This window comes from Desulfosporosinus burensis (genome assembly GCF_054657535.1).
Genome location: NZ_BAAHYN010000001.1, coordinates 170,705 through 183,630, shown reverse-complemented (window position 1 = coordinate 183,630; position 12,926 = coordinate 170,705). Strand labels below are relative to the sequence as shown.

Here is a 12,926-nt window from a genome sequence, read left to right as displayed (position 1 = left end):
ACACTATATTATTTTTATAAAAGTATTTGCCCGCTAGATAAAATGAGCAATAATTTAGTTAGAAAAAGGACGAGCAACTACTTGTTACTTAAATCGATAACTGTTATCTTAACATATGAGCAAATATTCATTTGACCTAGCTAACCCCACGACACCTAAAGGCGTAAAGCTAGTGTGTAAAACAATTACCATAGGAGGAGATGCTTTGATGAGTAGTCAGTTATTTTCAACCTTGATGGGATTGGGAGTCGGTGGTTCGGGTATTGCCCTAGGTGGCATAGTGGCTTACGGATTGGGAAAATACTTCGAAAGGATATCAGGACTAATCCTAGCTTGTTCAGCGGGTGTTATATTTTCTCTTCTGACATTCGAACTGCTGCCTGAAAGCGTCAGTACAGGTGGTTTAATTGCTACTGGAATAGGTATCATCATGGGTATTATCCTAATTATCCGTTTGGAGCTTTTTTTTCATAAAGTCGTGATTATTACTGACAACCCGAGTAAATCAATGTTTATTCGGTCCGGAATACTACTCGCGATAGGGGTAGCTATTCACAATTTACCAGTTGGGTTTGCCATGGGAATCGGTTTAGTTAACTATGACAAGATCGGTTTAGATTTAGCTACAGCAATGTTATTACATAATTTTCCAGAGGGCTTTGCGATCTTACTCCCCTTGGCACTCAGTGGGCTTAGCCGTATTTCCATTCCTCTTACAGCCAGCATTGTAGCTCTTCCAGCCGGTCTAGGGTCTTTTTTGGGTTCCAGCTTAGGAATAATTAATCCGAAATTATTAGCCATATTCTTTGGGATTGCAATTGGTACAATTTTCATGGTTACCTGGCACGAGATCTTGGGCCAGGCAATAAAACGTACCAGAAGAATTCATCTTTTTCCTAGCGTTATTACGGGTCTTTTCCTGGGGATCTTATTTACATATCTAATTTTGTAGTAGAGTAACCTTGATATTCATTCAATTTTGCCATCTGAAGGTCTAAGTTTTACCAAGATGGAAAGGGATTTAAGTAAAATGGAAGAGATCGGATAAATCAAGATTAACTATCAAATCGGTTATGTATCGGATAATGAGGAATAATGCACTAAATATGAGAGCGGTTTGATTTGAATTCAAACCGCTTTCGTCTTTTATCATTAATAAATTACCTGCTAGTGATCTTTGCTATCATCTTGCTTATTATTCTCGTCATGTCGCCATGGATCCTGCTGCTTCTCTGGCTCTTTTTGGCCAGAATTCTCGGTAGTTGCCGTGAAGTATTATCAGAAAGTTACATTTAGATAGTTGTCAGGTTAATAGTATTGGGCGTACAAAAAAATTACAAAATATTCATAGATTTTTCACATCCATCTTTTATTTTTATGATAAGTTGTCTTTGGTTACTTAGGGATATATTGAATTTGCAACTTTAGATCGAGTGATATTTATTAAATTTTGATCTAAATATTCTTACTGTTAACAGGTCTAAAACAACAGTGGAGGGACATAATGAAAAGGTTGAAGGTTAACATGCAGGGACACAACATTATCCGATGGATTCAAAAAATGCCATGGAAATCACCGAAAGTGATTGGAAGCTCGTTGGTATTATTGCTGATGTTGGGAGGAGGGGCATATTATTACCAATCTACAACTTCGGCGGCATATGTCATCATTAACGGGGAAACAGTAGGAATTGTTTCCAATGTTAGCAGTGCAAAAGAGCTTATCGATAAAATCCTGGCTGATAAGGGATCCTCTTTAGGTGTCACAGCTAAAACTAATGACAAGATTGAGTATTCCTCTGTACGACTATCGAATGGGGACTATAAACTACTTTCTGAAGAGAATCTAAAAGAAAAATTAGCAGTATATATTGAAGGGTTCGAGCTAAGGGTAGCTAATAATCCTATCTTTGTACTTCCTAGCCAGGACGAGATCAATAAATTATTAAAATCTTATCAAGAGTTGTTTGCTAAGCCCGATGAGACGAATCAGATTACCTCTGTATCCTTTCAGGAAGAGGTAGGGACAAACTCAGTAGGAGTTTCTCCGGAAAAAGTTATCACCTATGAACAGGCACTGGAAAAGCTTATGCAGGGAAACGTGCAGAAAGAAGACTATATTATCCAACCAAATGACTCGTGGTGGCTCATTGCTCGCAAAAATGACCTGAAAACAAGTGAAGTTTTAGCTGCTAACCCGGGGGCAACTGTTGACACAGTGTTGAAGCCCGGTCAAACGATTAACCTAGAAAAGGTTTCTCCGTACTTAACTGTTATGAGTAAAGGGACCCGGACGGATAAAGAAATCATTCCATTCGACGAAGTTACGAAAATCGACTCAACCCTTGCCAGCGGACAAACAAAAATAATCCAAGAAGGTAGTGACGGAGAAAAAGAAATCAAGTATTCATATGAACAAAAGAATGACAAGGTAATAACCAAGACGATATTGGACGAGAAGGTTATAAAAGAATCAGCTCCCCAAGTTGTTGCCAAGGGGGCTAAACGTGAACCGGTAGTTGTTGCTTATTCACGGGGAAGTGGACAGAATTCATCCGGTCTGATTTGGCCGATCAGAGGAAGAATTAATTCTTATTATGGATATAGGAATGGAGGCTTCCATAATGCTCTGGATATCAATGGTTCATTAGGTGACCCTTATGTAGCAACTGCCAAGGGTAAAGTGATCAGTGCAGGGTGGAATGGGAATTACGGAAATAGCATTCTTATTGATCACGGAAACGGAATTATGACACGTTATGCTCATTCCTCGAAGCTTCTTGTTGCTGCAGGACAGACGGTTTCTCAGGGACAAACGATAGGACTGGTGGGTTCAACTGGACGCTCTAGCGGGCCTCACCTTCATTTAGAGGTTATTGTCAAAGGGGACACAACCAATCCTTTGAATTATTTGCGTTAAGACTATAAAATCAAGAAATTTTCGAAAAGAATGGGCTGTTCCAAGCAAATTGCTATAGAGACAGCCCATTCGTCGATATTCCAGCATTTCTATCAGTCATAATGACTTCCGGGTTCCATTGCCGAACGCCTGCGCTAGAAACCCGCTTTTTTCTGCCCATAACTTAACAAATTAACAAGTAAGTGGACTTGTCAGCGAGTTCGGTGGTCTTGGACTAGCATAGGTGAATTTTGCCTGATAAAAAATATTGACTTATACCGTAAAAAGCAATATACTGAAAAAAGTTAATATATGAACACATACTCAGATATTCAAGTGTTTGGATTTAACAGAAAAGAGGTATCGAGATGGTTGATAAAAGGCATGATGTCGATAGGTGCAATTGCAATGTAATACACGAGGAAATTGTAAATCAGGTCAAAGCCAAAATGCCCTTGGAAGAAAACTTGTATGACCTTGCGGAGCTATTTAAAGTCTTTGGTGATTCGACAAGAATTAAAATACTTTGGGCTTTGGTCGAAGCTGAAATGTGTGTCTGTGACATTGCTGTTTTATTAAATATGACCCAATCAGCGATATCCCATCAGTTAAGAGTTTTGAAGCAGGCAAGGCTGGTGAAATATCGAAAAGACGGAAAAATTGTATTTTATTCATTGGAAGATGAACACATAAAGCAAATATTCGACCAAGGATTAATCCATATTAATGAATAGTTGAGTCATGATGATGCAATATAAAAGTGATTCAGAAAGAAGGGAATTATGTGAGTTCACTGGCAAAGAAAGAGCTTATTTTAGAGGGTCTGGATTGTGCAAACTGTGCTGCTAAAATTGAGGAGCAAGTCAAAAAGGTTGAAGGTGTTTCCGGCGCTTCTTTGAATTTTGTAACCAAGATTCTTACGATAAATATGGACAGTAATGGAAATCAAGAGGATGTGCTAATTCAAGCTAATCAAATAATTAATAAACTTGAACCTGATGTTATCATTAAAGACAAAGCTTTGTCACGAAAGGAAAAAAAGGTATTACTATTAATTGGATTAGACTGCGCTAATTGTGCTACAAAGATTGAAAAAGAGGTTAATAGTCTTGATGGTGTTAGTTCCGCCACTGTGGACTTTGTTTCGAGAAAACTAACCATTGAAGTGGACCAGAAACGCGACTTGCCTAGGGTCGTCGAGCAAGCCTCTAAAATTGCGGTGCAGATAGAATCAGGAATCAAAGTAGTTGAAAACGAGGACAAGAAAGAGGACAGCAAGGAAGATGGAGGGATTAACAAGTCAGAAGTTATACGTTTAGGTATAGGTGCAGCTCTCTTTTTTGTCGCCATCTTAGGCAAGTTTCCGTTTTGGGCTGAGTTTGGAATATTCCTAGTAAGTTATATATTAGTCGGTGGAGAAGTTGTTTTAAAAGCTGTTCGAAATATCTTAAAAGGTCAGGTATTTGATGAAAACTTTTTAATGACTATTGCTACCATAGGTGCTTTTGCAATCAAGGAATTTCCTGAAGGAGTAGCAGTCATGCTTTTCTATCAGGTTGGCGAGTTCTTCCAAACTATGGCCGTAAACCGTTCGAGAAAGTCAATCAGTGCTTTGATGGACATTCGCCCCGACTATGCCAATCTAAAGGTTGGCGAGGATATTAAGAGGGTATCTCCTGAAGAAATAAGTGTTGGAGATATTATTATTATAAAACCGGGCGAGAAGGTCCCCCTTGATGGCAAAGTGATTGAGGGTATGTCTATGCTTGACACGTCTGCCATAACCGGGGAGTCTGTGCCAAGAGAAGTTGAACCAGGAAACGAAATTCTGTCAGGAACCATCAATAAGAATGGACTATTAACAGTTGAGGTAACGAAAGAGTTTGGAGATTCCACAGTCTCCAAAATCCTTGACTTGGTACAAAATGCCAATAGCAAGAAAGCTCCAACTGAACAGTTCATCACTAAATTTTCAAGATACTATACACCAGTCGTGGTATTTGTTGCCTTAGCAATGGCGGTTATTCCCCCTTTGGTTGTTACAGGTGCGACCTTCTCAGATTGGATCTATAGGGCTTTGGTTTTTCTGGTTGTGTCCTGCCCCTGTGCGTTAGTAATATCGATTCCCTTGGGTTTCTTCGGTGGTATTGGCGGAGCTGCTAAAAGTGGCATCCTGGTCAAGGGCAGCAACTTCCTTGAAGCCTTAAATAACGTGGACACAATTGTTTTTGACAAGACAGGCACCCTTACCAAAGGCGTGTTTAAGGTTACAAAAATTTACTCACTTGGTCGTGAATCAGAGGAGAATCTGCTAGAGTATGCTGCTTTTGCCGAAAGCTATTCCAGCCATCCCATTGCCACTTCAATCCTGAAAGCTTACGGGAAAGAAATTAATAAAAGCGAAATAGAGAACTATGATGAAATCTCGGGGCATGGAATTAAAGTGAGGGTTAAGGGTAAACGGATCTTAGCCGGTAATAAAAAACTGATGGTTAAAGAAAATATAACCTATAATGTAATTGATGAAACCGGTACAGTGGTTCATATAGCCATTGATGGCAACTATGCAGGCTATATTGTAATATCGGATGAGATAAAAGATGATGCTGAAAAAGCGGTAAGAGAGCTTCGGGGGATTGGCGTAAAGAAACTAGTGATGCTTACCGGAGACAGCAAGCTAGTGGGAGAAGCGATTGGGCGTCAGTTGGGCCTTGATGAAGTATTTGCTGAATTACTCCCTGATCAGAAGGTTGAGAAGCTGGAGCTCATAGAAAAACAAAAGCAGACCAAAGGGAAGCTGCTCTTTGTCGGAGATGGTATTAATGATGCCCCGGTACTGGCTCGTGCCGATGTTGGCGTGGCAATGGGAGGGTTAGGCTCTGATGCAGCCATAGAGGCTGCGGATATTGTGATCATGACAGATGAACCCTCAAAGCTTGTGAATGCCATTAAAATTGCCAAAAGGACACGAAGCATCGTCTGGCAGAATATATTTTTCGCCTTGGGCGTTAAAGCTGTCGTACTTGTTTTAGGTGCTGGGGGTATCGCTACTATTTGGGAAGCAGTGTTTGCTGATGTCGGCGTAACGGTGATTGCTGTCATAAACGCAATGCGTGTCATGAAAACGAATTAGCCGAAAGCAAGGTGCTTGAAAAAAGGTTAATCCTGAAATTTGATTATGCTAAAGGATAGGATCATTAAATATGTCCGGTAACAAGGAATTGTAAAGAGAAAAGGGTAGAGTAGGATAAGCAGCTTACAATGGGTGCCTGTCCTACTCTTGTATATGTTAAAATACAAGAATAGATCCCCACTTAGGGGAGGATAAAAGGATAGAGAGGAGATCTTCTTTGCTAAATCATGAACCCCCTGCACAAGATCGTGCTCGGACTCTCTTTGATCTTATCGCGATTGGGATTGTTGTAGTGATTTTGACGGTCATTCACTACACGAATTACCATTACGAAATGAACTATCACATTTTATTGCAATTCGCGTACTACCTCCCGGTGATTTATGCTGCCATGCGTTTTGGCCCTGCTGGGGGGATAATATCCGGCTTGGTCATTACGGTCCTCATCCTGCCGTTGATGATATATCTCCAGGCAATGGCGCCATCGGCCATGTATACGCAGTGGGTGGAAATAGGCTTGATAAACGTAATCGGCTGGTTAACTGGATTCTTGACTGAGCAGGAACGGAAGGCGTCACGCAAACATCAGCTCGCCTTGCAAGTTCAAACGCAGTTGGTGGAGAAGTTAAAGCAAGAAGGGCAGGAACGAAAACGATTGGAGGGTGAGATACGGCAAACGGAACGATTAACGGCGCTGGGGCATATGAGCGCCGGGTTGGCCCATGAAATACGCAATCCCTTGGGAATTATGAAAGTGAGCATCCAACTACTGGCGCAGGAGAAAATTGAGGATGGAGTTGTTTCAGAATACTGTAGGGTGCTTCTGGAAGAGTGTGAACGGTTAAATCGCTTGGTGAGCGAGTTTCTGTCCTTTGCCCGTCCTAAAGAGCCTGTACGTGGTGGGATTGAGTTAGGGAAACTCTTGGAAGAAGGAGTTTCCCTGATCCAGCCTGCCCTGGGGCAACATCATATTGAATTAATACAAGCGCGAAGCCAAATTGAGGAGCAAGTGGTTGAGGTCGACCCGGATCAGATTAAGCAGGTCATACTGAATATCTTACTCAATGCCATCGATGCCCAGGGAGATGGCGGTGTGATTCAGCTAGAGGGAGTTCGACAAGCTGGCTTTGTAGGTTTCGCCGTCAGTGACGAGGGACCAGGTATTTCACCGGACGACATGCCCTATATTTATGATCCGTTTTTTACGACGAAGGAAAAAGGTACCGGGTTGGGGTTATCTGTTGTGCACAGCATCCTTGATCAGCACGGGGGGAAGATAACCACGACGAATAGAACGGATGGAGGGGTTCGGGTCGAAATACTGCTTCCATCATTTAAGTAGAAAGTGCTATGCTGAAAATCAGTAAATATAAAATGGAGGAACTTGACATACTGGTTGTCACGGTTGAATCAATTGAATACTTACGATAGTATAATTAACAAGTTGAATTTTCAAGTTACTTATTAATTCAATAAGTTAATGGGAGTGGTCTGATCTTGGTTATAGACAAACAAAAGGCAGCATTGAGTTCTGTTTTTGCAGCAGTTTTCCTCACATTAATGAAAACTGTAGTGGGTATTTTTACAGGCAGCTTAGGAATCTTATCTGAGGCATTGCATTCTGCATTGGATTTATGCGCTGCGCTTATAACCTTTTTTGCAGTAAAGTTTTCCGATAAACCTGCAGATTCTAAGCATCACTATGGACATGGGAAGATAGAAAGTTTTTCAGCTCTTATAGAGACAGCTTTACTCCTCATAACCTGTGTATGGATTATATATGAAGCTGTGGAAAAGTTGTTTTTGGGCAAAAGTGTGGAATTAATTGGAATTCAGTGGGGCGTATTAACCATGATTATTTCAATCATGGTTGATGCCTCAAGAGTAAGAGTGTTGAAGAAGGCTGCCAAGGAACATGGCAGTCAGGCATTAGAAGCGGATGCACTTCATTTTAGCAGTGATATATGGAGTTCCTCAGTAGTTATAGTGGGCTTGATGTGTGTTTGGATAGGTGATTATTTCAACATACCTGTTTTAAAGTACGCAGACCCAGTAGCTGCTTTGGGGGTTGCGCTGCTTGTTATTAAGGTGAGCATCAAGCTTGGCAGAGAGACCATCGATGTTTTGTTAGATACTGCACCAAACGGGATGAAAGAAATGATCGAAGAGGAAATCTGCAAAATCACCAGTGTTATTCAGGTTGCAGAAATCAGGCTCAGACCTTCTGGGGCAGTTCAGTATATTGATATAAATGTTGGCGTTGACCCATATCAAAGCCATAGAAGCGTTCATACTATAGTTCATGAAATCAGGGAAAGGATTTCAGAGAAAATACCGAGGTGTGATATTGTGGTCAGCACATTTCCTGTTGATGCTGTCGGGAATGCTGATTTAAGTCTTAACCGCACTTTAGAGGAATTAATAAACCAGATTCCTAATTGTACAAATGTTCATAATATACATGTTTATGAACTTGAAGGAAAAAAGAAGATTACTGCACACATAGAATTGGAGGAAAACTTAACCCTAAAGGATTCCCATGAATTATCCCATAGGATTGGCAACATGGTTCAGAAGGCAATAAACAATGTTGACAATGTGAGTCTTTACTTTGAACGAGCTGAACAAGTGGTAGAAACTGAGGATATTACTGAAACACAGCAGGATATTATCGATAACATAAAAACTGCAGTCCTAAAAATAAGGGACAATGTAGACTGCCATGACATAAAGCTATACCGCAAGGGGAACAAGGTTTCAACGTTCTTGCATTGTGGAGTTCGGGGCGATTTTACTGTGGATAAACTGGAAACGATATCAAACAGTATAAAAAGCGAACTGAAAAACAATGTGGCTCGTTTGGAGAATGTTCACATCCACTTTGAACCACTAGATTAACTAAAAAAATAAGTGAATTATGAGCATAACCCTATCAAAAAAGTGATTTTGCAATCAAATTGAGGCAGCCCAGTTAAACTCTCAGAAATATATTGAATCAGTAGCGTTGCATCAAACTAGATCGAGTCATGTCAATAAAGAAAATGCTTTCTCTATAATTACTTAATATACCATTATTGGTGTATACATCCATGTGGTTTTTCCTCCCATAGGCCAAAGGAGCGTTGACATAGAAGGTAGTTCTTTTCCACATTTTTACATAATATAACTTTAGGGGATAACGGGATCGTAGGTTAAATCATTGAGCCAATCCGTCTCTTCATTCATAATCTGATGCTCTGTCATTTTGTAAATACGATCATAGTTGATTCTCCGAGAACCGTTTCCCCATTTTCGCCGAAGCTTTTCTAGAAACGAATCATAGCTTTCAAATAAACAAGAGATAACGCTTCTTTGCAAATTCAGTAAGTCTCTTTTATCCTCGATTTCAAGTTTTAGAAGAACGAGTGCGCAATAAGTCATGAGTGCTAAAAGTAACTGGTTAATAACTGATGTCTCACTTGTGCCGTAAAAATGTTTGATCTGAGCGTGTTGTTTCAGCCACTTAAAGAACAGCTCTATTTGCCAGCGATACCGGTAAATCTCACCAAATTCCTCGGCACTTCGATTAAAGTCATTCGTGACGATGGAAAAGGGTTCGTTGACCGAATCATCAATGGTAATGACACGAAGTTTATGCTTCATTTTTCGGCTGTTCGTTCCAAGAATAACATCAACGTCTTCTTCAATTGGACCATCTTCTTCAACGTTTCGTTGTCCAAGAAACTCAACCACAGCATTCTCTTTAAGGCGAGTTACAAATCGAATACCCTTTTCACAGTAGTCATCAAATAGTTTGTAATCCACGTAACCCCGGTCAAAAATATTAAGGGCGTCAGTATCTTTGACAATCAGTTCATCCAGTTTCTTCTTGTCTGCCGTCTTTGCCGGAGTAATAATCACTGCGTCAGGGACAGCCATTCCGTCGAAACTTAGTCGCAGATGCATTTTGATTCCGGCCTTGGTTTTTCTAAACACAGCCCAAGGATACTTAGAAAGGCACAAGCTTATCGTAGATGCATCAATCATGAACAGGTTTCCAAGGCGTTGCTGGATCAGTCCGAACCCTTTTTTCTGAGCTACTTCGTTTAATAGGTTTTTAAAAAGCATTTCCGAGACTCTAACAGGAAGAGTTCTAAGTCTTCGTGAAATTTGACTATGACTAATGCTTTCTAAGCCAATGGTACGACTGAAGTCATTACTTTGAACACTGGCACTGATTTTTCGTAAAGCTTTAAATTCTTGGAGTTGAGCATTACTGATAAGTAACGCGAGTTGGTTTGTTTTAAGTTTTTGGACTCGCTTATCAAGGTCTGGAACTTCTTGATGAATTTTAGTCCAAATATTTTTAGAAAAAACCGGTTGAAACAGTTGCATAAATGTGGATTTTGTAGTATTCTTGCCTTGCATTTTTTATCTCCTTATGATTAGAGATTTGGGCAAGAACTACCCTAACTCTAATTATAAGGCTTTTTTTATGGTTTTGACAGGAATAATCAGGGATATCTGCAGTTTACGCCATTTTCCGTTGGTTTTCTTTGTAACATAGAATTTGACTTTTGCGTAAAAGCTTTATGCAACGCTACTGATATTGAATATATTTTAAGTAATAGACAGATGCAATATTTTATGTTACTGTAAAAGACAATTAAATATAGGAATGAGTGATTCTTTTCCGAGGGAAAGAATTGAAAAGGGAAGTCAGTTGAAGCTGACGCGGTGCCCGCCACTGTACAAGGGAGTTAACTCACATAGTTGTCACTGGAATTTATCCGGGAAGACGTGATTTGACGAAGATCTTGAGCCAGGAGACCTGCTTATTCCGAATTTGCAACTACCTACGGGAATGTTAGGGGGTGGATACCTGTGTCTTCAGGACTGCTATTGTTACCTGATACTGGTTAAGCTTTTTACCCTTCTATTGGTGAAGGGTTTTTTTGTTTTTATTAACCAAAGCATGGGGTATAGGGTACGGTGTTATGATCAGTGGGGGACAAATTCTTCATTAGAAGATAATGGGTTAGAAATCAAAAGGAGTTGTTAATTTTATGGGTCTACGCAAGTTTAAGAATATCGGCCTATTAATAACCTACGTTCTGGTTGTCTATATGATCTTTCCTAATAATGCTTATGCTATGCATATTATGGAAGGATTCTTGCCCTTTAACTGGGCCGCCTTCTGGTGGATTGTTATGATTCCGTTTGTTATTGCTGGGGTACGTTCCATTAAGAAAACAGTGACTCTCCATCCCAGTTTAAAGATGCTGCTCGGTATGGCCGGAGCCTTTGCTTTTGTTTTGTCTGCCCTGAAAATTCCGTCGGTAACTGGTAGTTGTTCGCATCCGACAGGCGTAGGTCTAGGTACCATTCTGTTCGGACCTTTAGCGATGACCGTCTTGGGAATGATTGTCTTAATCTTTCAAGCCCTTCTAATAGCTCATGGTGGAATAACGACCCTCGGAGCAAACACGTTTTCTATGGGGATTGTGGGACCTTTTGTCTCTTATGGTATCTATAAGGGTTGTAATAAATTGGGAGCTCCCCTGTGGCTATCGGTTTTTCTATCAGCCACTTTGGGGGATCTAATGACCTACATTACAACCTCTTTCCAGTTGGGGCTGGCTTTTCCCGCGGCTTCGGGCGGAGTAATGGCTTCCGCACTAAAATTCATGAGCATCTTTGCGTTCACTCAGCTTCCCTTAGCCATAAGCGAAGGTATCCTTACTGTTCTGGTGATTAATATTCTAAGTACCTACAGTAAAAAAGAGTTGCAGTTTTTAGGCGTATTTACTGGAAAAGAATTACCTAACAACAAACGGGAGGTAAAAGCATGAAACCGATTGTAAAGAATGGGATATTACTGTTAATTGTAGTTTTACTGGCCTTTGGTCCCCTTTTTCTGGTACGTGGTGGCGAATTCGCCGGAGCTGATCAACGAGCCTCAGCAGCTATCAGCACTCTCGCTCCTAATTATGAATCTTGGTTTAAACCCTTATATGAACCGCCGAGCGGAGAAGTCGAAACTTTCTTGTTTGCCCTGCAGGCAGCCCTCGGAAGCGGATTTTTCTTCTATTATATAGGTTATGCCAAGGGTAAACACAGTGTCTGCAAGAAGGATCAAGCATGATTAGCATTGATTGTTACGCCTATAGCAATAATCTAAAAACAGTTCACCCGGTGGAAAAGTCTCTTTTTGCGATAATCACCATGGTAGTGTGCCTAACTTCTCCTACAGTAATCACCCCTCTTATTGTGTTAGCCATAATGGCTATAGGGATAGTCTGCAAAGCAGGCATCCCCGCCCGAGTTTTTGTCAAGCTAATGCTTGTTCCTCTTTCGTTTCTCCTGATCAGCGTTTTAACGATTGCTTTTTCAGTCTCGACCAATCCTTCGGGGTTTTGGTTAGCTCAAACTATTAATGGCCTAACAGTAGGAATACACTACCCAGATCTGATCACCGCAGTTCATCTCTTTCTAAGATCGATAGGGGCTGTTTCCTGTCTTTACTTTCTAGCCCTAACCACTCCCATGACTGAAATAATTACAGTACTCCATAAGATGAAAGTTCCTAGTATTATTACTGAATTAATGGTGCTGATTTATCGTTTTATCTTTGTCTTTATGGAAACAGCTACCACTATTCATCGTGCCCAGGCCTCTCGTTCAGGCTTTATCTCAATGAAAAGTTCTTTCCGTTCTATGAGTCGGCTCTTCTCTGCGCTTCTGGGGAAGGTTTTCGTCAAATCTCAAGAACTATACAATGCCATGGCAGCGCGGTGTTACACGGGAGAGATTAAGGTGCTGACCAAGAAATATCCAATTAATCTTAGAAATTACATGATTATAACTGTTTTTGAGATTCCTTTGATCTTGTTGAATTTACTAGGGAGGGGATAA

Annotated in this window: 10 protein-coding genes and 1 riboswitch; of the genes, 9 read left to right on the top strand and 1 reads right to left on the bottom strand. The window is 40.5% G+C overall.

Annotation, left to right across the window (positions count from 1 at the left end; translation table 11 throughout):
- Positions 1-208 precede the first annotated feature (208 nt).
- The 6 genes from ACYQ3Q_RS00995 (at position 209) to ACYQ3Q_RS00970 (ending at position 8,930) form a co-directional block, all read left to right on the top strand.
- Positions 209-952: a ZIP family metal transporter gene (locus tag ACYQ3Q_RS00995; protein ID WP_459926815.1), complete on the top strand. Its 744-nt coding sequence runs from the start codon at positions 209-211 to the stop codon at positions 950-952.
- Between the two features lie 552 nt (positions 953-1,504).
- Positions 1,505-2,920, top strand: coding sequence for a peptidoglycan DD-metalloendopeptidase family protein (locus ACYQ3Q_RS00990; RefSeq protein ID WP_459926814.1), 1,416 nt, complete (start codon positions 1,505-1,507; stop codon positions 2,918-2,920).
- A gap of 347 nt (positions 2,921-3,267) precedes the next feature.
- Positions 3,268-3,633, top strand: coding sequence for an ArsR/SmtB family transcription factor (locus ACYQ3Q_RS00985; RefSeq protein WP_459926813.1), 366 nt, complete (start codon positions 3,268-3,270; stop codon positions 3,631-3,633).
- Positions 3,634-3,683: 50 nt separating this feature from the next.
- Positions 3,684-6,032, top strand: a complete 2,349-nt coding sequence (locus ACYQ3Q_RS00980; RefSeq protein ID WP_459926812.1) for a heavy metal translocating P-type ATPase — start codon at positions 3,684-3,686, stop codon at positions 6,030-6,032.
- A gap of 217 nt (positions 6,033-6,249) precedes the next feature.
- A complete protein-coding gene (locus ACYQ3Q_RS00975) occupies positions 6,250-7,374 on the top strand; it encodes a two-component system sensor histidine kinase NtrB (RefSeq protein WP_459926811.1) in 1,125 nt (374 codons plus the stop codon).
- 155 nt (positions 7,375-7,529) lie between these two features.
- On the top strand, positions 7,530-8,930 hold the full coding sequence (locus tag ACYQ3Q_RS00970; RefSeq protein WP_459926810.1) for a cation diffusion facilitator family transporter: 1,401 nt from the start codon (positions 7,530-7,532) through the stop codon (positions 8,928-8,930).
- A 270-nt stretch (positions 8,931-9,200) separates the two neighbouring features.
- Here the strand turns inward: ACYQ3Q_RS00970 and ACYQ3Q_RS00965 are convergent, their stop codons facing one another.
- On the bottom strand, positions 9,201-10,439 hold the full coding sequence (locus ACYQ3Q_RS00965; RefSeq protein WP_459926809.1) for an IS4 family transposase: 1,239 nt from the start codon (positions 10,437-10,439) through the stop codon (positions 9,201-9,203).
- Between the two features lie 235 nt (positions 10,440-10,674).
- A riboswitch (cobalamin riboswitch) is annotated at positions 10,675-10,864 on the top strand.
- A gap of 213 nt (positions 10,865-11,077) precedes the next feature.
- Between ACYQ3Q_RS00965 and ACYQ3Q_RS00960 the strand changes: the two genes are divergently transcribed.
- The 3 genes from ACYQ3Q_RS00960 to cbiQ are packed head-to-tail and all read left to right on the top strand — an operon-like array spanning position 11,078 to position 12,926.
- Positions 11,078-11,863, top strand: coding sequence for an energy-coupling factor ABC transporter permease (locus ACYQ3Q_RS00960; protein ID WP_459926808.1), 786 nt, complete (start codon positions 11,078-11,080; stop codon positions 11,861-11,863).
- Complete coding sequence (locus ACYQ3Q_RS00955) at positions 11,860-12,156, top strand: energy-coupling factor ABC transporter substrate-binding protein (protein ID WP_459926807.1); 297 nt, start codon at positions 11,860-11,862, stop codon at positions 12,154-12,156. The genes ACYQ3Q_RS00960 and ACYQ3Q_RS00955 overlap by 4 nt, the downstream gene beginning before the upstream one ends.
- Positions 12,153-12,926 carry a cobalt ECF transporter T component CbiQ gene (cbiQ, locus tag ACYQ3Q_RS00950; protein ID WP_459926806.1) on the top strand — a complete coding sequence of 258 codons (774 nt, stop codon included), beginning with the start codon at positions 12,153-12,155 and terminating at the stop codon, positions 12,924-12,926. The genes ACYQ3Q_RS00955 and cbiQ overlap by 4 nt, the downstream gene beginning before the upstream one ends.